Here is a 21,024-nt window from a genome sequence, read left to right on the forward strand (position 1 = left end):
AGTTGACGCGCGATCGTCTCGGTCAGACAATCCTTGGCGGCGGAGGAAACCATGCCCCAAGACCATTTCGATGTGCTGATCGTCGGCGCCGGCCTGTCCGGCATCGGCGCGGGCTATCATCTTCAGACCAAATGCCCGGGCAAGAGCTACGTCATCCTCGAGGGGCGCGACTGCATCGGCGGCACCTGGGACCTGTTCCGCTATCCCGGCGTCCGCTCCGACAGCGACATGTTCACGCTCGGCTATTCCTTCAAGCCGTGGACCGACTCGAAGGCGATCGCCGACGGGTCGCAGATCCTGAATTATGTGCGCGAAACCGCAGCCGAGAACGGCATCGAGAAGCACATTCGCTTCCGCCATCGTGTCAAGCGCGCGGCGTGGTCGACGAGTGAGGCGCGCTGGACGATCGAGGTCGAGCGCATCACGGGCGAGGGCGCGGCCGAAGCCGTGCGCTTCACCTGCAATTTTCTGTTCATGTGCTCGGGCTATTACAAATACGAGGCGGGCTACACGCCGGAGTTTTCGGGCGTCGCGGATTTCGCCGGCCGCATCGTGCATCCGCAGAAATGGACCGACGACATCGACTGCGCGGGCAAGCGCGTCGTCGTGATCGGCTCGGGCGCGACCGCGGTGACGCTGGTGCCGGAGCTCGCCAAGACGGCTGCGCAGGTCACGATGCTCCAGCGCTCGCCGACCTACGTGGTGTCGCGTCCGGCGCAGGATCCCGTCGCCAACAAATTGCGCCGCAATCTGCCGACGCGCCTTGCCTATCACCTGATCCGATGGCGCAACGTGATGTGGGGGATGTTCTTCTTCCAGCTCAGCCGCCGCCGTCCGGCGAAAGTGAAGGCGCTGGTTCTCAAGGGCGTACAGATGGCCCTCGGATCCGACTACGACGTCGCGACCCATTTCACGCCGCGCTACAATCCCTGGGACCAGCGGCTCTGCCTGGTGCCGGATGGCGATCTGTTCAAGGCGATCCGCGAGCAGCGCGCCTCCGTGGTCACCAAAGAAATCGACACGTTCACGCGCGACGGCATCCGCCTGAAGGACGGCAGCGAGCTTGCGGCCGACATTGTCGTGACCGCGACGGGGCTGGTGCTCCAGGTCGTCGGCGGTCTCGACGTCAGTGTCGACGGCCGCGCCGTCGATTTCGCCGATACGCTGACCTACAAGGGCATGATGTATGCCGACGTGCCGAACATGGCGTCGGCCTTCGGTTACACCAACGCATCATGGACGCTGAAATGCGACCTCACCTGCGAATATGTCTGCCGGCTCATCAATTACATGGACCGGCACAATTTCCGGCAGTGCATGCCGCATAACGACGACCCGGAGATCACCGCGCAGCCGTCGCTCGATTTTACCTCCGGTTACGTGCAGCGCTCAGTCGCGAAGATGCCGAAGCAGGGCTCGAAGCAGCCGTGGCGGCTTTACCAGAACTATGCGTTCGACATCGTCTCCTTGCGGTTCGGCCGGATCGACGACGGCGTGATGCGGTATTCCTGATCGCGTCGCCGCCAGCTTCTATGCCTTGCGCGTGGTGAGCGCGAGGGCGAGATCGATCGCAAGAGCCATCACCACGGCGCCGCCGCCGAGTGCGAACAGAACCAGATAGTCGCCCCCGGTTTGCGCGTAGATCCAGGAGAAACCATAGGCCGCCGCCGCCTGGAACAGCGCAAAGCTGGTCGTGGCGTGGCTCCACGTCGCGCGCTGTTGCTCGGTAGAGTGTGGGACCAGCTCATGGATGCGTCCGAGCACCAGCGGCACAATACCGGGTGTGAAGCCGCCGACCACCACGCTCGACACGATCAGCGAGAGAGGTGCGGTACTGACCGTCGGGAGCAGCACGGCGGCTGCTTCGATCAGGAAGGCGGCGCGCAGCGCTGGGCCGAAGCCCGACCGGTCGCCGAGATGGCCGGTGACCAGCGGGCCGACGATTGCGCCAAGGCCGTACAGCACCCAGTAGCGCGAGCCGGCCGCAATGCCCTGGCCGAGGCCGCGCGCGACGAAATCGACGATGAAGACCATGTGCGGCACCAGAGCCACCGCGTTGAGGCCGTATTGGACCAGCAGGGCGCGGACAGCGGGCGAAGCATGGTCGTGCTTCGCGTGATGCGAAGGCGCCGCATCGGCCTTGGCCTCAGTGGGCCAGCTCCACCAGCTCACAAGCGTGAGCAGGCCGGAGAGCGCACCAAGCCCATACCAGCTCTGCTGCAGGCCCAGTTGCAGCAGCAGCGGCACCAGCGAGCCCGACGCTGCGACGCCGAGCCCGACGCCCGCAAAGATCACGCCGCCGACGATGCCGCGCCGCGCGGTCGAAGTGTGCGGCAGAATGACGGAGGCCGCCAGCACCATGATGATTCCTCCGGTGAGGCCGGACAGGAAGCGCCAGGCAAAGAACCAGGTGAACGACACCGGCGTCGAACTCGCAAAGAATGAGAGGGTGGCAAGCAGCATCATCGCGCGCAGGGCAGGCACCGCACCGATGCGGGTAGCCACAGCCCGCGCCGCGAGCGCGCCCGCGAGATAGCCGGCCAAATTCGCCGCACCGAGATAAACAACATCAGACGCGCTGAACCACTTTGCGGCGATCAGCGCCGGGATCAGCGGTGTGTAGGAAAAGCGGGCGAGGCCAAGTCCGACCAGCGACGCCGACAATCCCGCCCCGGCATATCGCCAGGTTTGAAGCGGGGGCGATCTTAGGTCTGATCCCGGCTGCTGATGCGGCCGGGTCTTGTGCTCGGTATCTGCATTGAGCTCGGTCATGTCATCCTCTTGTGCACGACGGCGCGTGGCTCATCCTGTCCGGGTGGCGCGGCGACGCCGGAATTCCGGCACGGGTAGCCCGCCCCAACCCCAGTTCTCGGTCTCGACCTCCTCGATCACGACGAAGGTGGAATCGAGCGGCTTGCCGAGTACGTCGAGGAGAAGCTGACTTGATCCCTTGATCAGAGCCGCCTTCTCCTCCGCGGTGAGCGACGCCGCTCCCGGCGTCGTTCCCTCCCGAGTCACTTGAATGGTGACGATGGGCATTCGATTCTCCTCTGCTCAGTGACCGGCGCTCTGGCCGCCGTCGACATGCAGGATCTCGCCGGTGACGAAGCTCGCCTGCTCGAGATAGAGCACGGCATCGACGATGTCGGACGTCTCGCCCATGTGGCCCACCGGGTGCAGCGCGCCGAGTTGCGCGTGCGTCGCCACGGGGTGCATCGTCGACTTGATGATGCCGGGCGACACCGCGTTCACGCGAATACCGCGCTTGGCATATTCGATCGCCAGCGACTTCGTCGCGGCGTTCAGCCCGCCCTTGCTCAGCGAGGCCAGCACCGAGGGCACGTTCGAATTGGCCTGATCGGCGAGCGTGGTCGTGATCTGGACAACGTGGCCAGAACCCTGCTTCTCCATCTCGGCGATGGCAAGCTGCGTGATATGGAAGAACCCTGCGACATTGGTCCCGATCACCGCCGCGTAGTCCTCCGCCGTATACTGCGTGAACGGCTTCGCGACGAAGATGCCGGCATTGTTGACCAGCGTGTCGACGCGGCCGAAGCGGGCGATGGCTTGCGAGACCACGCGTTCGGCGGTGCTCCGGTCGGCGATGTCGCCGCGAATAGCAAGGACATCATCGTCGCCCGATGGCTTGATGGAGCGCGCGGTTGCGACGACGCGATAGTTCCGATCGCGAAAACCCCGGACCAGTGCGGCGCCGATGCCTTGCGATGCTCCGGTGATGATGGCGACCTTCTGCTCGATACCCATGACGGGCTCCTGTTGTTGGCTTGAGAACCTGCGCCAGCAGCGCCTGGCTTGCCCGCTGAGGTACGCCGCGATGGCCCGGCTGCGAATACGCGCTGTCCGGCAGACACTCTTTCGCGGCGCGAACGAATGCCGGACCGGCGGTCGGCGATGCTTGTCGCGACGGGAGCGAACGCCTAGTTTGCAGTCGGATTCTGATGGGCTGGCGGGAAACGTATGGATCGTCTGGATGCGATGAAGGTGTTCGTCCTTGCCGTGGACGAGGGCAGCCTCGCGGCCGCAGGGCGCAAGCTCGGCCGCTCGCCAGCGGCGGTGAGCCGCGCCATCGCCTTTCTGGAGGAACGCGTCGGTGCCGAGCTGCTGCACCGGACGACGCGATCGATTAAGCTGAGCGAGGAGGGCGAGCGCTATGTCGCGATCTGCCGCCGCGTGCTGACCGAGCTGGAGGAGGCCGACGACATCGCGGCCGGTCCGCGCACGGCCCCCCGCGGCCTGCTCACGATCACCGCCCCTGTGGTGTCGGGCGAGATGGTGCTGCGGCCGATCCTCGATGCGTTTCTCGACGCCTATCCGGCGGTGACGGCAAAACTCCTGCTGTTCGACCGCGCGGTCAATCTGATCGAGGAGGGTGTCGATGTCGCGCTTCGCATCGGTCCTCTCGCGGATTCGGCTATGGTCGCGATGCGGGTCGGCGAGATCAGCCGCGTCGTGGTGGCATCACCGCGCTATCTGAAGCAGCACCCGCGCATCGCCGAGCCCGGCGATCTCGCCAAGCATCAGGTCGTCGCGATGGCGCACCTTCCCAATTCCTGGACTTTTGCGCCGCAGGCCGGCTCGTCGGTAGCCCGGACGGTCCAGTTCACGCCGCGGCTCGCCGTCAACAGCACCTATGCGGCCGTGGCGTCCGCCGTCGCCGGGCGTGGCGTGGCGCGGATGTATTCGTACCAGGTAGCCGAGCAGGTCACGCGCGGCGAATTAGAGATCGTGCTGGCCGGCGACGAAGATCCGGAGATGCCCGCGCATTTGATCTGCCCGCAGGGCCGGCTCTCGGTGCCCAAAGTGCGAGCCTTCACCGACTTTGCCGTGCCCCGGCTGAAGAAGCACTTTGCGCAACTGAAGAAGAGCATCAAGGCGCGTTGAACGGCTGCGCGCTCGGCAATGCGTTGGGTTTCGCGTATTCGGTCATCCCGGTGAATCGGCCATGCTGGCCGAACGGTTAACGCAGGATTAACCGCGGAGTCCTAGCCTGTCTCGGCTGGGGTTACTTGCAAGGTCGAGGTGAGCCCAATGGAAGCCCAGAAGATCGCGGTCGACGCCGTCGTCGCGTTGACCGATTGCGACCGCGACGCCGTCATCGCCTTCATCCGCCGGCTCTATCTCGCCGGCGTAACCGACCCCAAGCGCCTGACCTTCAAGGGTCTCCAGGCGCTGTCGCGGCTCTGATTCGGCTCGTTTCAGCCTCAAGTCACCCGTCCTTACTCTCTCGAGCGTGATTGCAACCCACCGGTGAATATCTTGCCGGTCGGGCGGTGTCGGGGTAGATCACGTTCCCGGCTGGATCACTGGGGGAACGGGAGATGCTGAAACAGCTTTTTGCACCGCAGCTCGTCATGCTCTATGTGCTGGCGGCGTCGACGATCTACATTCATTTCCGCGGCAAGCACCGGCTGCGCTTCGCGCGCCAGCTCGGCGATCACTCCACCTATCTCTCGCCCTACAACGTGCTGATGTATGCGGGATCGGCGGTGCCGAACAGGCCGGTGATCCCGGTCGATCAGTTTCCCGAGCTCAAGCCGCTCAGCGAGAATTGGGAGACTATTCGCGACGAGGCCATTCGCCTGTTCGACGAAGGCTTCATTCGCGCAGCGGCGAAGAACAACGATTGGGGTTTCTACTCGTTCTTCAAGAGCGGCTGGAAGCGGTTTTACCTGAAATGGTACGACGACTTTCTACCCTCGGCGCGCACGCTGTGCCCGAAGACGGTGGAGCTGCTCAACTCTATCCCGAGCGTGCATGGCGCGATGTTCGCGATGCTGCCGCCGGGCGGCAAGCTCGGCGCCCACCGCGATCCCTTCGCCGGCTCGCTGCGCTACCACCTCGGCCTCGTCACGCCGAACTCGAACAAGTGCCGGATCCTGGTCGACGGCGTCGAATGCGTCTGGCGCGACGGCGAGGCCTTCATGTTCGACGAGACCTTCATCCACAGCGCGGAGAATGAGACCGACGTCAACCGCATCATCCTGTTCTGCGACGTCGAGCGTCCGATGAAGTACGGCTTCATGACCGCGATCAACCGCTGGGTCAGCCATCACATCGTCAAGACGTCTGCGACGCAGAACGTCGACGGCGAGGATGTCGGCGTCCTCAACAAGCTGTTCGGCAAGCTCTACGAGATCCACCTTGCGAGCCGCAAGGTCAAGCAATGGAATCGCAACGTCTACTACACGCTGAAATATTCGCTGACGGCGCTGATCCTCGGCCTCATCGTGATGTCGGCATTGCGGTGATCGCGTTTGCATGGGGTGGCGAAGCAAACCGTCAGCATTTTCTAGTGCTGGTGCTTGTGTCCTTCGGAGCTATCAGGGCGCTGGTAACCGCGCAGCTCCGCGTATCGCTGCATTTGGCTCTGATCGAGCAAGGCTGTTGTCGACAGATGATATTTGAGGTGGCTTTCGCGGAGCAGTGCCTGGGTTTCCGAAATAGCAACGAGGGTCGCCTTGAGTGACTCCGGGGTCACGACGCGGGCAGAGAAGAGCCGGTCCAACTCCGTTTCCTGCTCGACCAGCTTGTTACCCAGCGGGACCGCCTCTTGCTTCATGGCATCGAAGAGGCGCTGAACCTGGATGCGCTGATCCGCGGTCAAGTCAAGCCGATCACCGAACTCAAGAACATGGCTCGGACCGGGATATCCGTTGAGTTCGGCGGCAAGCGCCAAGCCCATGCCACGACCGACTCGAAGATCGTCGATCTGCTGGTGCGACAGCGCCTTGATGGGGCGCTGCTCAAGGCCGGCATAGGGCTGAATGGACTGCGCGCTGGCAGCGTTGCACGAGACAATAAGTGTGGCCGCAAGCAGGATAAGGCGTCTCATGAGCTGGCTCCATGAAATCGGCCCGGCTGGTCGATCGATCTCCACCGGTGCTCTCCACATATCTTGCTGGACGGTTCGCCTCATGGCAACAAAGATTGCCGCGATTGAGTTGCCGAACGTGGAGCAGACGATGGCCTCCTTGCCGACCGCGAATACCGAGATCACGCAGTTCTTCCGCGCCTGGCTGGAAACCTTCGCAGGCTATGTCCGCGACGTCGACTATGCTTCGGCGCGGCCGCTTTTCCATCCGGAAGTGCTGGCCTTCGGCACGCACAATGACGTCATTCCCGGCCTCGACCAATGGATCACCACGCAATGGGACAACGTGTGGCCGAAGACGTCCGACTTCCGTTTCGTCATCGACCAGGCCTCGGTCCTGGCATCGTCCGATGGCACGATAGCGACCGTGATCGTGCCGTGGACAAGCACCGGCTATGATCCCGACGGCAGCGCGTTTCCACGTCCCGGCCGGGCCACGATGGTGTTTTCAAGACATGGCGATGGTTGGCTGTGCGTGCATTCGCACATGTCGCTCAATCGCGGCGTGCCGCAGACAAGCCACGCCGATCGACCGGTGAAGGCTTGGTAGTGCCGCCGGGCTTATCGGCCGACTAAAATTTTGCCCTCTCATTCCAGGTCGGTTGGAACCCTTGGAACCCACCGTCGTTTTTTCGGCAACAACAACAGGTGAAACCACGCAAGCGGGGGCCTATCTGAGGATGCGCTCCCATGGCAACCCTTCATCTCGACGCCACCCGACTTACCGCCACCGAGCATCAGCGCCAGCTTCGCCGCGCCGTGATCGCCTCCACAATCGGGACCGCGATCGAGTGGTATGACTTCTTTCTTTACAGCACCGTCACGGGTCTGGTTTTCGCAAAGCTCTTCTTTCCTCACTCCGATCCCTGGGTCGGCACGCTGGAGGCGTTTGCGATCTACGCGGTCGGATTCGCCGCGCGGCCCGTCGGCGCGGCAATCTTTGGCCATTATGGCGACCGCATCGGACGTAAATCCACGCTGATCGCGACGCTGCTCTTGATGGGACTGGCGACCGCTGCCGTGGCCATGGTGCCGACCTATGCCAGCATCGGTATCTGGGGCGCCGTGATCCTGACCGTGCTGCGGTTCATTCAGGGCGTCGGTGTCGGCGGTGAGTGGGGCGGCTCCGTACTGATGTCGATGGAATGGGCGCGCAACGACCGATCCCGTGGATTGATCGCATCATGGCCGCAGTTCGGTGTGCCCTGTGGGCTTTTCCTCGCCAATCTTGCCGTGCTGGTGTTCAGCCAGATGGCGGGTGATCAGTTCCTGGCATGGGGCTGGCGTATTCCCTTCGCGCTCAGCATCATCCTGGTCGGCGTGGGCCTCTATATCAGGCTCGGCATTCTCGAAACCCCGGTGTTCTCCAAGCTCGTGGCCGAACGCCAGGTCGATCGCACGCCGATGCTCACGGTGATCCGGGAATACCCGAAGGAGATTCTACTGTCTGCGTTTGCGCGCATGTCGGAGCAGGCGCCGTTCTACATCTTCACTGCCTTCGTGTTCTCCTATGGCATCGGCACCCTGCACGTATCACGCGACTTCCTGCTGACCGCGGTGCTCTCGGCCTCGGTGCTGTCGTTCGTGTCGATCCCGCTGTGCGGACATATCTCCGATCAGATCGGCCGCAAGAACATGTATATGCTCGGCGCTGCCGTGACGGGTATCTTCGGCTTCGTCTATTTCGCCATGCTCAATACGGGGTCGCTGACCATCATCTTCCTCGCGATCATCCTGTCGCTGATTCCGCACGACATGCAGTATGGACCGCAAGCCGCCTTGATCGCCGAGAGCTTCACCGGACGCCTGCGCTACAGCGGCTCCTCGCTAGGCTATCAGCTCGCATCGGTGATCGCCGGCGGCCCCGCACCGCTGATCGCTACCTGGCTGTACGGCACGTTCCACTCGGCGACCGCGATCGCGGTCTACATCGCGATTTGCGCGGTCGTGACGCTGGTGGCGACCGCGATGATGACCGATTACACCGGAAAGGACATCAACGCGGCGGGGGCGTATGAGCGACGTAGTTGAATCCGCAAAAAGCCCCGGACGTGATGCCCGGGGCTTTGCTTTCCTGTGATCTCCAGCTCAGCCTTATTCCGGCTGACCGATGCTCACCTTCAGCGTGCCGACGCCGTCGACGCCGCATTCGAGCTTGTCGCCGGGCTGGAGCTGCGATACGCCGGCCGGTGTGCCCGTCATGATGATGTCGCCGGCGGCGAGCTTCACCTGCTGCGAGAGCTGCCAGATGATCTCAGGCACGTTCCAGATCAGCTCGGTAAGGTCGCCCTTCTGCGCTTCCTTGCCGTTGACCGTGAGCCAGATCTTGCCCTTGGCGGGATGGCCGATCTTCGATGCCGGCTGCACCGCAGAGCAAGGGGCGGAGCCGTCGAACGACTTGCCGACCTCCCACGGACGCTCCTTCTTGCGCGAGGCGATCTGGAGGTCGCGGCGGGTGAGATCGATGCCGACGGCGTAGCCGTAGACATGGTCGAGCGCCTTGTCGGCGGGGATGTTGAGGCCGCCGCTTTTCATCGCGACGATCAGCTCGACCTCGTGATGGAGATCCTTGGTCAGCGGCGGATAGGGAATGGTGGCGCCGTCAGGCACCAGCATGTCGGCGTGCTTGGCGAAGAAGAACGGCGGGGCGCGCTCGTCGTTGCCCATCTCGCGGATGTGCTCGAGATAGTTGCGGCCGACACACCAGATGCGGCGCACGGGATAACGACCGCTTTCCCCGACGACGGGAAGCGATGCCTGGGTCGGAAGCGGGATGACGTAGGAGGCGGCGTTCATGAAGCGGTCTCGCTGCTCTTGGGGTGAAGGGAACTCTATGCGGTTGCGCTGATCGGCGCCAGAGCACCGGCGTCGTGATGCTGCAGGCGGAAGAACGAGGCGTAGCGGCCGCCGCGGCGGAGCAGCTCGTCATGCCGGCCCTGCTCGACGATCTCGCCGCCCTCGACCACCAGGATCGCATCCGCGTGCATGATGGTGTGCAGGCGGTGCGCGATCACGATGGTGGTGCGGTTCTGGCAGAGATGCTCGATCGCCTCCTGCACTTGCCGCTCGGACTCGGAATCGAGCGCGGCGGTGGCTTCGTCAAGCAGGATGATCGGCGCGTTCTTGATCAGCGCGCGCGCAACCGCGATGCGCTGGCGCTGGCCGCCGGACAGCTGCGTGCCGTGCTCGCCGACCGGCGTGTCGTAGCCGAGCGGGAAGCCCATGATGAAATCATGCGCGCAGGCTGCTTTCGCAGCATCGATGATTTGTTCTTCGGTCGCACCAGACCGGCCGAAGGCGATGTTGCTGCGGATGGTGTCGCGGAACAGATAGACGTCCTGACCGACATAGGCGGTCTGTGCGCGAAGCGATTTGCGCGAGATCAAGCCGATCGACTGGCCGTCGATCACGATGTCGCCTTGAGTCACCTCGTAGAAGCGCAGCAGCAGCGCCAGCACGGTCGACTTGCCGCCGCCGGAGGGGCCGACCAATGCGGTGACCTTGCCGGGCTCGGCAACGAAACTCATGCGGTTGAGAACGGTCTCGCCGGTCCGGTAAGAGAAGCTGACGTCGTTGAGCTCGATGCGTGCATCCGACAGTTTCAGCGCCGGCTTGTCGTCGTCAGAGTGCTCGCTCGCGGGGCTGTCGACGACTTCGAGCAGCATGCGGGCGCCGACGAGCTGGCTGTTGAGGTCGATGTTGAGCCGCGCCAGCCGCTTGGCTGGCTCGGTCGCCATCAGGAACGCGGTCATGAACGAGAAGAACGCGCCGGGCGTGGCGTTGAGCGCGACCACGCTATAGCCGCCATAAAGCAGGCAGCCGGCGACCGCGAAGCCGCCGAGCATCTCCATCAGCGGGTTGGAGCGGTTGGCGACGCGGGCCATCTTGTTGGCGTTGCGCTCGACGATCGCGATGTTCTCGTCGATGCGGTTCTGCATGGTGTCTTCGAGCGTGAACGCCTTGACTGTGCGGATGCCTTGCAGCGATTCCTGCATCGTCTCCAGGATGTCGGCGGTGCCGGTGAACTGGTTATAGGCGAGGCCCTTGATGCGCTTGACCAGCTTGCGCAGCACCAGCATCGCCGGCGGCACCACGACGAGGCCGATGAACGACATCACCGGGTCCTGCCACACCATCACGCCGATCATGGCGAGCAGCATCATGAGGTCGCGCCCGACGGCGTTGACCAGCATGTTGAGGACATCGGTGATGGACTTTGCTCCGGCCGTCAGCCGCGCCAAAAATTCCGACGAATGCCGCTCGGAGAAGAATCCGACGCTCTCGCGCATCAGCTTGGCGAACAGCTGGCGCTGGTTGGTGGCGAGGATGGCGTTGGAGATCTTGGTCAGGATCACCATGTGGCCGTAAGTCGCCACGCCCTTGATGAAGAGCAGGATCACCGTGATGCCCGAGAACATCGCGATGCCCGGGATGTTCTTGTCGACATAGGCCTGGTTGATGACCTGGCCGAGCACGTAGGTCGCGCCCGCGGTCGATCCGGCGGCAAGCGCCATCAGCGCGAAGGCGACGAGGTAACGCCGCCAGTAGATGACCCCTTGTTCCGTGACAAGGCGGCGAACGAGGACCGCTGCCGCATAGGGATCGTCGGTGATTTTCTTTGGAAACTGGGCCATCCGTAGTCCATTGACGGCACAGGAAAAAAGCCTGCCCGCGCGTCAGGGATCGAACGGCCTCTGTGCCCGCTAAAGCCGCGCTTTTCAAGCCCAATTAAGGACTTGCGCCCGGATGGAATCTAGGCCGAGGCGGCGTGGCGGAGTTCGCCGTGGTGCTCGCGGAACAGCTTGTCCTCCCACGCCAGCGCATGCGCGGCGATGGTCTCGAGGTCGTCGTATTGCGGCTTCCAGTCGAGCAGGCTGCGGATGCGGCTGGTGTCGGCGACCATGGTCATGATGTCGCCGGACCGGCGCGGGGCGTATTGCACGGCAAAGCTGCGGCCGGATACCCGGCGTACCGCGTCGATGGTTTCCAGCACGGAATAGCCGCGGCCATAGCCGCAATTCAGCGTCGTCGAGGCGCCGCCATTGCGCAAATATGCGAGCGCCGAGCGATGCGCCTGCGACAGGTCCGTGACGTGGATGAAGTCGCGAATGCAGCTGCCGTCCTGGGTCGGATAGTCGGTGCCGAAAACGTCGATCTTGGCACGCTGGCCGGTCGCGGCTTCCACTGCGATCTTGAGCAGATGCGTAGCACCGACGGTTGCGAGGCCGATGCGGGCCTGCGGATCGGCACCCGCAACGTTGAAGTAGCGCAAGGTCACGTATTGCATGCCGTAGGCGGCGGCGACGTCGTGCAGCATGATCTCGGTCATCAGCTTCGACGAACCGTAGGGCGACAGCGGACGCGTCGGCGCGTGTTCGGGCACCGGCACCAGGTCCGGATTGCCGTAGACGGCGGCGGTCGAGGAGAAGATGAAGCGGTTGATGCCGCGCTTGACTGCGACGTTGAGCAGGTTGCGGGCGGTCATGAAATTGTTGCGGTAATAGCCGAGCGGATCGCGCATCGAATCCGGCACGACCACCGAGCCCGCGAAATGGATGATGCTCTCGATATTGTGCTGGGCGATCACGCCTTCGAGCAGGTTCTCGTCGCCGGCATCGCCAATGAACAGCGGCACGCCTTCGGGCAGATACGCGGAGAAACCGGTGGAGAGATCGTCGATCACGACGACGTCCTCGCCGGCTTCCGCCAGCGCCAGAACCGTGTGACTTCCGATATAGCCGGCGCCGCCGGTGACTAGCACAGTCATGGTCTCACCCGTCTTCGGTCAACGCTGCAAGTTAACGTCTGCGTGGTGAAGAGGGGGTATCGGCGCGGCTGAACTGGTCACTATGCTTAATGTTGCGTATAGGGGGCCAACGAAGCGGAGCGTGACGTGGCGAATTCCCCGAGCGATCTCGACGTGATCGTGCCAAATCTGCACAGGCGCTATTCCGGGGTCACCGCGACCAACCGGATGGTGGCGCCGCGGCTGGCAAAGCTGTTTCGCGCCGCGTGGTTCGGGTCCGACGCGCCGGAGGGGATCGCGCGGCTGAGCAGTGCCGATCTCCTGAAATTGTGGCGCCGCAAGCAGCCCTTGATCTGGCATGCGCGGCGCAACAACGAGATGATCGCGGGCGTCGTGCTGCGTGCGCTCGGCTGGCCGTTGAAACTGGTCTTTACCTCCGCAGCACAGCGGCACCATAGCTGGATCACGCGCTGGCTGATCCGGCGCATGGACGCGATCATCGCGACCTCGGATCTCTCGGCCTCGTTCCTGAAAGTGCAGGCGACGGTGATCCCGCATGGGGTCGACACTGACGTCTATGCGCCGCCGCTCGATCGCGCCGCCGCGTTCGGGGAAGCCGCTCTGCCGGGCCGCTATGCGATCGGCTGCTTCGGCCGCGTGCGCGCGCAGAAGGGCACTGATTTGTTTGTCGATGCGATGTGCCGCTTGCTGCCGCGCTATCCAGATTTCACCGCTGTTATCGTCGGACAGGTCACGCCCGAGCAAACTCCCTTTGCGAACGACCTGAAGAAGCGGATCGAGGCCGTGGGCCTGCAATCGCGCATCGTCATCACCGGCGAGCTGCCGATCGAGGCGGTGCAGCGCTGGTATCAGCGACTGACCATCTACGCCTTCACCTCACGCAACGAAGGCTTTGGCCTGACGCTGATCGAGGCGATGGCGGCCGGCAGCGCACTGGTCGCCGCGCGCGCCGGCGCGGCCGAGCTCGTGGTCGAGGATGGCGTGACCGGTGTGCTGATCCCGACCGGTGACGCGGATGCGCTGGCAGCAGCGCTGGAGCCGCTGATGGGCGATGTGGCCGCTGCAACGGAGATGGGCGAGCGCGGGCGGGCACGGGTGCTCGAACGATTCAGCCTCGATGCGGAAGCGGCGAGTATCGGCGAGGTCTATCAGCCGCTGCTCTGAGCCGGCGCTGTCGTGACCGCAAACAAAAACCGCGAAAACAACCCCATGCACAGTAGCCGATGATAGTGAAATCAATGGCTTGGCGGCTAGCGTCACGTGTTACTGATTTTACGAAATGGTTTTGACTCGTCGGGCAAAACACCGCATGATGTCATCGTCGGCGCAGCCTCGACGGCCTTCAGGTCATGGTCCGCATCCCAGCCTCACCCAGCACCCGCTCCGCAATCTCCACCACCTCGTTCGCCGCAATATCCCGCATGCAGCGGTGGTCGTTCATCTTGCAGATCGTGCTCTGGCAGGGCTGGCATGACAGCACGCTCTTGTCCTGGACCACGGTCGCTGCGAGGCCGTTGAGGGGGGCCCAGAGGTAGGGGCTGGTCGGGCCGAAGATGCCCATGGTCGGCGTGCCCAGGGCGGCGGCGATGTGCATCAGGCCGGAATCGTTGGAGATTGCGATGCCGGCCGCGGCCATGGCCAGCACGCCGTTGCGCAGATCGTTGCCGGTGAGGTCCCGGACCCCCGGGTCGCCGGCCGCGACGATCTCCTGGGCCAGGCCCTTTTCCCCGGGGCCGCCGACCACCCAGACCTCAAAGCCGCGCGCGGCCAGCAAGCGGGCGGCCTCGGGATAGTAGGTCCAGCGCTTTGACGCCCCGACCGAGCCGGGGGCGAGCGCTACGGCCGCGCCGGCACTGAGGCCGTTGGCCTGCCGCCAGCGGACGATGTCCCCGGCCGGGACCCGCAATTGCGGCACCGGCCATTCCGCCGGCAGGGGGGCGCCGTCGGGCTGGGCGAGGGCGGCGTTCTTGTCGATGAAGCGGGGCAGTTTCTTTTCGCCCCAGCGCCAGCGGTTGAGCAGGCCGAACCGGAATTCGCCGACGAAGCCGACCCTTTCCGGAATCCCGGCCAAAGCGGGCGCGATGGCGGCCTTCCAGGTCCGGGGCAGCACCAGGGCGGTGCCGTAGTTCCGCTCGCGCAGGAGCTTCGCCAAGCCGAGCTGGCGGCCCACGGCGAGTTGGCTGCGCGGCAGGTCCCAGACGACGCCCTCGCGCACGCCGGGCATGTAGTCGACCAGAGGAGCGCACAGGGATGTCGTCAGAAGATCGATCGGCCGGTTCGGCCAGCGCTCCTTCAGGACCCGCACCACGGTGTGATTCCGGACGAAATCGCCGATCCACATGTACGGGACGATCAGGATCGGCCGGGTGTCGCTCCGATCTGTATCTCCGCCAAATTGCGAATCTTTGTTCATTCGTTATATCGGACCGTGGGTTCGCTGATGTGGCGGTTCGGTTAGCCGCTCCGGGCCGGCAGGTAAAGCCGGCAGGAGCGGCAATCCCAAAACCGCTTACACTTTGGCGGATCATGCGCTAGGGCAGGACCGGGCCGCAAAACTTCGGGCAGGCGAAATCTGGCGGGGAAGTTGGAATGTTGCTGGTGACCGGCGGGGCCGGTTTTATCGGATCGAATGTCGTCGCCGCGCTGAACGAGGCCGGCCGTAGCGACGTCGTGGTTTGTGATTTCCTCGGTAACGACGGCAAATGGCGCAACCTCGCCAAGCGGCAGCTTGTGGATATCGTGCCGCCGGCTGAGCTGCCGGACTGGCTGAAGGGCCGCAAGCTCGATGCCATGATCCATCTCGGGGCGATTTCCGCGACCACCGCGACCGACGGCGACCTCGTATTCGAGACCAACTTCCGCCTGTCGATGCGCCTCCTGGACTGGTGCACGGCGAATGCGGTGCCGTTGATCTACGCCTCCTCGGCGGCGACCTATGGCGACGGCGAGGCAGGATTTGACGACGACAGCTCTGTGCCTGCGCTGAAGAAACTGCGGCCGATGAATCTCTATGGCTGGAGCAAGCACCTGTTCGATCTCGCCGTCGCCGAGCGCGCAGCGAACGGCGAGAAGCTGCCGCCGCAATGGGCCGGCCTGAAATTCTTCAACGTGTTCGGCCCCAACGAATACCACAAGGGCTCGATGACGAGCGTGCTTGCGCGCCGCTTCGACGACGTCAAAGCGGGCCGCGTCGTGCAATTGTTCAAGTCGCACCGCGAGGGCATCGCCGACGGCGATCAGCGCCGCGATTTCATCTATGTCGACGACGTCGTGCGCGTCGTCATGTGGCTGCTGGCGACGCCGTCGGTGTCCGGCATCTTCAACGTCGGCACCGGCAAGGCACGCAGCTTCAGGGATCTGATGCTCGCGGCCTATTCCGCGCTCGGCGCGAGGCCCAACATCGAATATATCGACATGCCCGAGCAAATCCGCGGCGGCTACCAGTACTTCACCCAGAGCGAGGTCGATCGCCTCCATTGCGCCGGCTATAATGGTGGTTTCACGACGCTCGAGGACGCGGTGAAGGCCTATGTCGGGGATTACCTCGACCGGCCCGACCGCTTCCGCTGAGGCCTATCACCATGCCGACGCCCATTCTCGATTTCGATGCCCTCGCGCAAGCCATCTCAGGCCGCACGGTGCTGTGCATCGGCGACATCATGCTGGACGAATTCGTCTATGGCGAGGTGTCGCGGATCTCGCCGGAAGCGCCGGCGCCTGTCCTCGCCGCACAGCGCAGCGAGATCCATATCGGCGGTGCCGGCAATGTCGCGCGCAACGTCGCTTCCCTCGGCGCGCGCTGCATCTTCGTCGGCCTCGTCGGCGAGGACGAGGCGGGCAGGCAGCTCGCCTCGGCGCTTGCGCAGCAGGGTGCCATCGAAAGCGTGCTGGTGTGCGATCCCTCGCGCCCGACCACGCGAAAGGTCCGCTTCGTCTCCGAGCATTTTTCCACGCACATGCTGCGTGCGGATTGGGAGCAGGCACAGCCCGCCTCCGATACGATCGAGACCAGGCTGATCGAAGCAATCCTGCCGCAGATCGCGCGCGCCGACATCGTGCTGCTCTCCGACTATGCCAAGGGCGTGCTGACCGCCCGCGTCATCCGCCACACCATCGACGCCGCGCGAAAGCTCGGCAAGCCCGTCATCGTCGATCCGAAGAGTCTCAATTGGGCGATTTATCGCGGCGCGACGCTCCTCACGCCCAATCGCAAGGAATTTTCGGAGGCGACTAGAAGCCGCGCCGACACCTCACAAAGCATCGTCGATGCAAGCGAGGACGTGATGCGGCTCGCCGATTGCGAAGCGATCCTGGTCACGCAAGGCGAGCACGGCATGACGCTGGTGCCGCGCAACGGCGAGGCCGTTCACGTTCCGGCGTTTCCGGTCAAGGTGCGCGACGTCTCCGGCGCCGGCGACACCGTTGCCGCGGCACTCGCGGTGTCGCTTGCCACCGGCGCGGACTGGGACACGGCGCTGCGCATGGCCAGTGCCGCGGCCGCCGTCGCCGTCGGCAAGCAGGGCACCGCCAGCGTGAGTGCGGCCGAGCTGAAGCGAAAGATATTGCCGCATGCCTATCTCGCAGCCGAGGAGAAGATCATGCTCGAGCCCGGCGCGCTCGACGCACAGCTCGCGGAATGGAAGAAGCAAGGCCAGCGCGTCGGCTTCACCAATGGCTGCTTCGATATCCTGCATCCCGGCCACGTCAAGGTGCTGACGGCCGCGCGCTCCGCCTGCGACCGCCTGATCGTAGGGCTGAACAGCGACGCCTCGGTGCGGCGGCTGAAGGGCGCCGACCGCCCGGTTCAGGACGAGCGGGCGCGTGCGGAAGTGCTGGCGGCGCTCGAAGCCGTCGATCTCGTCGTTATTTTCGATGAGGATACGCCGATCGACCTGATCACCCGCATCAAGCCGAGCGCGCTGATCAAAGGGGGCGATTACACCCGCGAGCAGGTGGTTGGCCATGAAGTCGTCGAAGCCGCGGGCGGGACGGTCGTGCTGGTCGACATTCTCCAGGGCTTCAGCACGACGGCGCTGGTTCATCGCGCGCGAGGAGAGGGCAAGTGACGACACTCGCGGGGGAGACGACCGGCCAGGCGCTGTGGCGGCGTCTGCGCAGTCCGGTGGCCTGGTGCGAGACGGTGGACGTGTTCGCGATCCTGACCGCGGCCTCGCTGCCCTGGTCGACCTCGCTCACGGCGATCTTCAACGCCGCGTTCCTGATCTGCATGGTGCCGTTCCTCGATTTCAAGGCATTCCTGCATTCGCTGAAACGTCCGATCTGCGCGGCGCCGATCGCGCTGTTTCTGCTTGCGCTGGCGGGGACGCTGTGGTCGGACGCAGCCTGGGGCACGCGCTTCTACGCGGTCGGTCCGACGGTCAAGCTGCTCGTGATTCCCGTCCTCCTGTATCATTTCGAGCGTTCGAAGCGCGGACACTGGGTCTTCATCGCGTTCCTCGCATCCTGCGCCTTGCTGTCGGTGATGTCCTGGCTGGTGGCCTTCTACCCCGGCCTGTCGCTGAAACCCGGTGATCCCCTCGAGCGGGGCGTCTTCGTCAAGAACTACATCGACCAGAGCCAGGAGTTCACGCTCTGCGCGATCGCGCTGGCCTATCCGGTCGTGGTCCTGCTGCGTGACAAGCGCTACTGGCTCGCCGGCCTGTTGACGGCTCTGGCGCTGAGCTTCTTCGTCAATATGGCCTTCGTGGTGGTATCCCGTACCGCGCTCGTCACCGTGCCGATCATGCTCGCCGTGTTCGCGTTGCTTCACCTGACATGGCGCAGCATCGCGATCATCTCCGCCGTCCTGCTCGCCGGAGCCGCAATCGCCTGGCTGGCGTCGCCGCAATTGCGCAAGACCGTAGACACGTTTTCGCGCGACTATCGGCTTTACACCCAGGAGAAGGTCCCGACGTCCATGGGCGAGCGACTTGTGTACTGGCAGAATTCAATCCAGTTCTTTGCGCAAGCTCCAGTGGCAGGGCACGGGACGGGGTCCGGCTATGGGCTGTTCGACAAGGTTTCCAAAGGCGAGGAATGGGTCCATGGCGTCAGGGTCTTTCCGAATCCGCATAATCAGACGCTGCATGTCGCCGTGCAATGGGGCGTCATCGGCATCGCTGTCCTCTACACGATCTGGATCGTGCACCTTCTGTTGTTTCGCGGCGATGGCCTTGCAAACTGGATCGGCCTGCTGGTCGTGGTCCAGAACGTATTCACCTCGTTGTTCAACTCCCATCTGTTCGACTTCCACGAGGGCTGGATGTACGTCATCGGTGTCGGCGTTGCCGGCGGCATGGTGATCCGGGCCCAGCAGGCCGAGACGAAGGCGGCGGAAGCCGGTTCCTGAACGGCCGGGCGTTGAGCAGCAAGCCTTGACTGGCATGTCTTGCCGAGATGGGTTATCAGCGCGGTCAGGTTGCACCTAACTGGATTTTCATCGGTCAGCGGATGACGCGTCTTTCGCATCTCACCTTGCGCAATTTCTTCATCGCGCTCCACGACCTGCTGGCGACCACGGCGGCGCTGTTCGCTGCCTTCTATCTGCGCTTCGAGGGCGGCGAAGGTTTCTTCGACCGCCTGCCGCTGCTGATCCAGATCCTGCCCTATTTCCTCGCCTTCAGCGTGGTCGTGTTCTTCGTCTTCAACCTGACCACGACGAAATGGCGCTTCATCTCGCTGCCCGACGCGCTGAACATCATCCGCGTCGCGACCGTGCTGACGGTTGCGCTCCTGGTGCTCGACTACATCTTCGTCGCCCCCAATGTCCGCGGCGCCTTCTTCCTCGGCAAAGTGACGATCGTCCTCTATTGGTTCATCGAGATCTCCTTCCTCAGCGCGTTGCGCATGGCCTACCGTTATTTCCGCTATACGCGGGTGCGGCGTCAGGCCCGCATCGGGGATGCCGCGCCGACACTACTGATCGGCCGCGCCGCGGATGCCGAGGTGCTGTTGCGCGGAATCGAGAGCGGGGCGATCAAGCGGATCTGGCCGGTCGGCGTGCTGTCGCCGTCGAGTTCCGATCGCGGCCAGTCCATCCGCAACGTCCCGGTTCTGGGCGGCGTCGATGACATCGAGGATGTCGTCGCCGACTTCGCCAAGCGCGGCAAGCCGATCGCGCGCGTGGTGATGACGCCGACGGCATTCGAGGCGGAGGCCCATCCCGAATCGATCCTGATGCGGGCGCGCAAGCTCGGCGTGATCGTGAGCCGCATGCCCTCGCTCGAGAGCGGCGACACGCCGCGGCTCACTGCCGTCGCCGTCGAGGACCTGCTGCTACGGCCGAGCGAGACGATCGACTATGCGCGGCTCGAGGCCCTGATCGAGGGCAAGGCGGTGATTGTCACCGGCGGGGGCGGCTCGATCGGTTCCGAGATCTGCGAGCGTGTCGTCGCGTTCGGCGCGGCGCGCCTCCTGATCGTGGAAAATTCCGAGCCCGCGCTCTACGCGATCACGGAAGCGCTCGCGGCGCGCGGCACGGCTGCTTCGATCGAAGGGCGGATCGCCGACATTCGCGACCGTGAGCGCATCATGCGCCTGATGGCCGACTTCAAGCCGGACATCGTGTTCCATGCCGCCGCGCTCAAGCACGTGCCGATCCTCGAGCGCGACTGGAGCGAGGGCGTCAAGACCAACATCTTCGGCTCGATCAACGTTGCCGATGCCGCGCACAGCGCCGGCGCCGAAGCCATGGTGATGATCTCGACCGACAAGGCGATCGAGCCGGTGTCGATGCTCGGCCTCACCAAGCGCTTCGCCGAGATGTATTGCCAGGCGCTCGACCATGATCTCGCGGCAGGTCACGGCGGCGCAAGGCGGTCGATGCGGCTGATCTCGGTCCGGTTTGGCAATGTGCTGGCGTCGAACGGCTCGGTGGTGCCGAAGTTCAAGGCCCAGATCGATGCCGGCGGCCCCGTGACGGTCACGCATCCCGACATGGTCCGTTACTTCATGACCATTCGCGAGGCCTGCGATCTCGTCATCACGGCGGCAACGCATGCGCTCGGAACACAGCGTTCCGACGTGTCGGTGTACGTGCTCAACATGGGCCAGCCTGTAAAGATCGTCGATCTCGCCGAGCGCATGATCCGCCTCTCGGGCTTGCAGCCCGGCTACGACATCGAAATCGTGTTCACGGGCATGCGGCCCGGCGAACGCCTGCACGAAATCCTGTTCGCCTCCGAGGAGCCGACCCGCGAGATCGGCGTCGCCGGCATCATGGCCGCGCAGCCGAACGAGCCGCCGATGCAGACGCTGCGCAAATGGATTGCGGCGCTGGAGCAGGCGATCGCGCGCGACGATCGCGCCACCATCAGGACCATCCTGAAGGACGCGGTTCCGGAATTCGGGTCGACCGCGGCCTGAT

General features: G+C 64.2%; 19 protein-coding genes. 11 read left to right on the forward strand and 8 right to left on the reverse strand.

The window, feature by feature from the left end:
- The first annotated feature begins 51 nt into the window (after positions 1–51).
- Positions 52–1,512: a flavin-containing monooxygenase gene (locus tag ABIB06_RS26770; RefSeq protein WP_354049910.1), complete on the forward strand. Its 1,461-nt coding sequence runs from the start codon at positions 52–54 to the stop codon at positions 1,510–1,512.
- A gap of 18 nt (positions 1,513–1,530) precedes the next feature.
- On the opposite strand, the gene ABIB06_RS26775 is transcribed toward ABIB06_RS26770, so the two are convergent.
- Genes ABIB06_RS26775 through ABIB06_RS26785 form a run of 3 tightly spaced genes read right to left on the reverse strand, consistent with a single transcriptional unit; the run spans position 1,531 to position 3,765 of the window.
- Entirely contained in the window at positions 1,531–2,772 is a 1,242-nt protein-coding gene (locus ABIB06_RS26775) for an MFS transporter (protein ID WP_354049911.1), read from the reverse strand.
- Positions 2,773–2,802: 30 nt separating this feature from the next.
- On the reverse strand, positions 2,803–3,039 hold the full coding sequence (locus ABIB06_RS26780; RefSeq protein ID WP_247352134.1) for a tautomerase family protein: 237 nt from the start codon (positions 3,037–3,039) through the stop codon (positions 2,803–2,805).
- Positions 3,040–3,054: 15 nt separating this feature from the next.
- On the reverse strand, positions 3,055–3,765 hold the full coding sequence (locus tag ABIB06_RS26785; RefSeq protein ID WP_247352131.1) for an SDR family NAD(P)-dependent oxidoreductase: 711 nt from the start codon (positions 3,763–3,765) through the stop codon (positions 3,055–3,057).
- 213 nt (positions 3,766–3,978) lie between these two features.
- Between ABIB06_RS26785 and ABIB06_RS26790 the strand changes: the two genes are divergently transcribed.
- From ABIB06_RS26790 to ABIB06_RS26800, 3 genes are all read left to right on the forward strand, one after another.
- A complete protein-coding gene (locus ABIB06_RS26790; protein ID WP_354049913.1) occupies positions 3,979–4,902 on the forward strand; it encodes a LysR family transcriptional regulator in 924 nt (307 codons plus the stop codon).
- 147 nt (positions 4,903–5,049) lie between these two features.
- Positions 5,050–5,205, forward strand: coding sequence for a hypothetical protein (locus ABIB06_RS26795; RefSeq protein WP_247352127.1), 156 nt, complete (start codon positions 5,050–5,052; stop codon positions 5,203–5,205).
- 134 nt (positions 5,206–5,339) lie between these two features.
- A complete protein-coding gene (locus ABIB06_RS26800) occupies positions 5,340–6,269 on the forward strand; it encodes an aspartyl/asparaginyl beta-hydroxylase domain-containing protein (RefSeq protein ID WP_354049915.1) in 930 nt (309 codons plus the stop codon).
- A gap of 41 nt (positions 6,270–6,310) precedes the next feature.
- On the opposite strand, the gene ABIB06_RS26805 is transcribed toward ABIB06_RS26800, so the two are convergent.
- A complete protein-coding gene (locus tag ABIB06_RS26805) occupies positions 6,311–6,853 on the reverse strand; it encodes a periplasmic heavy metal sensor (RefSeq protein WP_354049917.1) in 543 nt (180 codons plus the stop codon).
- Between the two features lie 130 nt (positions 6,854–6,983).
- Between ABIB06_RS26805 and ABIB06_RS26810 the strand changes: the two genes are divergently transcribed.
- Positions 6,984–7,442: a YybH family protein gene (locus tag ABIB06_RS26810; protein WP_354049965.1), complete on the forward strand. Its 459-nt coding sequence runs from the start codon at positions 6,984–6,986 to the stop codon at positions 7,440–7,442.
- Positions 7,443–7,582: 140 nt separating this feature from the next.
- The gene (locus ABIB06_RS26815) at positions 7,583–8,923 is read left to right on the forward strand and encodes an MFS transporter (protein WP_354049919.1); all 1,341 of its coding nucleotides are present in this window, start codon (positions 7,583–7,585) and stop codon (positions 8,921–8,923) included.
- Between the two features lie 63 nt (positions 8,924–8,986).
- Here ABIB06_RS26815 and ABIB06_RS26820 read toward each other — a convergent pair whose 3' ends face one another.
- The 3 genes from ABIB06_RS26820 to galE form a co-directional block, all read right to left on the reverse strand.
- Positions 8,987–9,688, reverse strand: a complete 702-nt coding sequence (locus ABIB06_RS26820; protein WP_247352123.1) for a fumarylacetoacetate hydrolase family protein — start codon at positions 9,686–9,688, stop codon at positions 8,987–8,989.
- A 35-nt stretch (positions 9,689–9,723) separates the two neighbouring features.
- Positions 9,724–11,526: an ABC transporter ATP-binding protein gene (locus ABIB06_RS26825; RefSeq protein WP_354069370.1), complete on the reverse strand. Its 1,803-nt coding sequence runs from the start codon at positions 11,524–11,526 to the stop codon at positions 9,724–9,726.
- Positions 11,527–11,645: 119 nt separating this feature from the next.
- On the reverse strand, positions 11,646–12,659 hold the full coding sequence (galE, locus tag ABIB06_RS26830) for a UDP-glucose 4-epimerase GalE (RefSeq protein ID WP_354049923.1): 1,014 nt from the start codon (positions 12,657–12,659) through the stop codon (positions 11,646–11,648).
- Positions 12,660–12,785: 126 nt separating this feature from the next.
- On the opposite strand from galE, the gene ABIB06_RS26835 reads away from it, so the two are divergent.
- Positions 12,786–13,823 carry a glycosyltransferase family 4 protein gene (locus ABIB06_RS26835; RefSeq protein ID WP_354069368.1) on the forward strand — a complete coding sequence of 346 codons (1,038 nt, stop codon included), beginning with the start codon at positions 12,786–12,788 and terminating at the stop codon, positions 13,821–13,823.
- A 178-nt stretch (positions 13,824–14,001) separates the two neighbouring features.
- Here the strand turns inward: ABIB06_RS26835 and waaF are convergent, their stop codons facing one another.
- A complete protein-coding gene (gene waaF / locus ABIB06_RS26840; RefSeq protein WP_354069366.1) occupies positions 14,002–15,072 on the reverse strand; it encodes a lipopolysaccharide heptosyltransferase II in 1,071 nt (356 codons plus the stop codon).
- Positions 15,073–15,248: 176 nt separating this feature from the next.
- Between waaF and rfaD the strand changes: the two genes are divergently transcribed.
- The 4 genes from rfaD (at position 15,249) to ABIB06_RS26860 (ending at position 21,023) form a co-directional block, all read left to right on the forward strand.
- Positions 15,249–16,229, forward strand: coding sequence for an ADP-glyceromanno-heptose 6-epimerase (rfaD, locus tag ABIB06_RS26845; RefSeq protein ID WP_354049927.1), 981 nt, complete (start codon positions 15,249–15,251; stop codon positions 16,227–16,229).
- An 11-nt stretch (positions 16,230–16,240) separates the two neighbouring features.
- Entirely contained in the window at positions 16,241–17,725 is a 1,485-nt protein-coding gene (rfaE1, locus tag ABIB06_RS26850) for a D-glycero-beta-D-manno-heptose-7-phosphate kinase (RefSeq protein WP_354049928.1), read from the forward strand.
- The gene (locus ABIB06_RS26855) at positions 17,722–19,008 is read left to right on the forward strand and encodes an O-antigen ligase family protein (protein WP_354049929.1); all 1,287 of its coding nucleotides are present in this window, start codon (positions 17,722–17,724) and stop codon (positions 19,006–19,008) included. The genes rfaE1 and ABIB06_RS26855 overlap by 4 nt, the downstream gene beginning before the upstream one ends.
- A gap of 101 nt (positions 19,009–19,109) precedes the next feature.
- The gene (locus ABIB06_RS26860; RefSeq protein WP_354049930.1) at positions 19,110–21,023 is read left to right on the forward strand and encodes an SDR family NAD(P)-dependent oxidoreductase; all 1,914 of its coding nucleotides are present in this window, start codon (positions 19,110–19,112) and stop codon (positions 21,021–21,023) included.
- Position 21,024: the final 1 nt, after the last annotated feature.

This window comes from Bradyrhizobium sp. LB8.2, from assembly GCF_040548035.1.
Lineage (GTDB): Bacteria > Pseudomonadota > Alphaproteobacteria > Rhizobiales > Xanthobacteraceae > Bradyrhizobium.

Coding starts and splice junctions, on each gene's coding strand:
- ABIB06_RS26770 (WP_354049910.1), top strand. CDS start 52: ATGCCCCAAGACCATTTCGATGTGCTGATCGTCGGCGCCGGCCTGTCC.
- ABIB06_RS26775 (WP_354049911.1), bottom strand. CDS start 2,772: ATGACCGAGCTCAATGCAGATACCGAGCACAAGACCCGGCCGCATCAG.
- ABIB06_RS26780 (WP_247352134.1), bottom strand. CDS start 3,039: ATGCCCATCGTCACCATTCAAGTGACTCGGGAGGGAACGACGCCGGGA.
- ABIB06_RS26785 (WP_247352131.1), bottom strand. CDS start 3,765: ATGGGTATCGAGCAGAAGGTCGCCATCATCACCGGAGCATCGCAAGGC.
- ABIB06_RS26790 (WP_354049913.1), top strand. CDS start 3,979: ATGGATCGTCTGGATGCGATGAAGGTGTTCGTCCTTGCCGTGGACGAG.
- ABIB06_RS26795 (WP_247352127.1), top strand. CDS start 5,050: ATGGAAGCCCAGAAGATCGCGGTCGACGCCGTCGTCGCGTTGACCGAT.
- ABIB06_RS26800 (WP_354049915.1), top strand. CDS start 5,340: ATGCTGAAACAGCTTTTTGCACCGCAGCTCGTCATGCTCTATGTGCTG.
- ABIB06_RS26805 (WP_354049917.1), bottom strand. CDS start 6,853: ATGAGACGCCTTATCCTGCTTGCGGCCACACTTATTGTCTCGTGCAAC.
- ABIB06_RS26810 (WP_354049965.1), top strand. CDS start 6,984: ATGGCCTCCTTGCCGACCGCGAATACCGAGATCACGCAGTTCTTCCGC.
- ABIB06_RS26815 (WP_354049919.1), top strand. CDS start 7,583: ATGGCAACCCTTCATCTCGACGCCACCCGACTTACCGCCACCGAGCAT.
- ABIB06_RS26820 (WP_247352123.1), bottom strand. CDS start 9,688: ATGAACGCCGCCTCCTACGTCATCCCGCTTCCGACCCAGGCATCGCTT.
- ABIB06_RS26825 (WP_354069370.1), bottom strand. CDS start 11,526: ATGGCCCAGTTTCCAAAGAAAATCACCGACGATCCCTATGCGGCAGCG.
- galE (WP_354049923.1), bottom strand. CDS start 12,659: ATGACTGTGCTAGTCACCGGCGGCGCCGGCTATATCGGAAGTCACACG.
- waaF (WP_354069366.1), bottom strand. CDS start 15,072: ATGAACAAAGATTCGCAATTTGGCGGAGATACAGATCGGAGCGACACC.
- rfaD (WP_354049927.1), top strand. CDS start 15,249: ATGTTGCTGGTGACCGGCGGGGCCGGTTTTATCGGATCGAATGTCGTC.
- rfaE1 (WP_354049928.1), top strand. CDS start 16,241: ATGCCGACGCCCATTCTCGATTTCGATGCCCTCGCGCAAGCCATCTCA.
- ABIB06_RS26860 (WP_354049930.1), top strand. CDS start 19,110: ATGACGCGTCTTTCGCATCTCACCTTGCGCAATTTCTTCATCGCGCTC.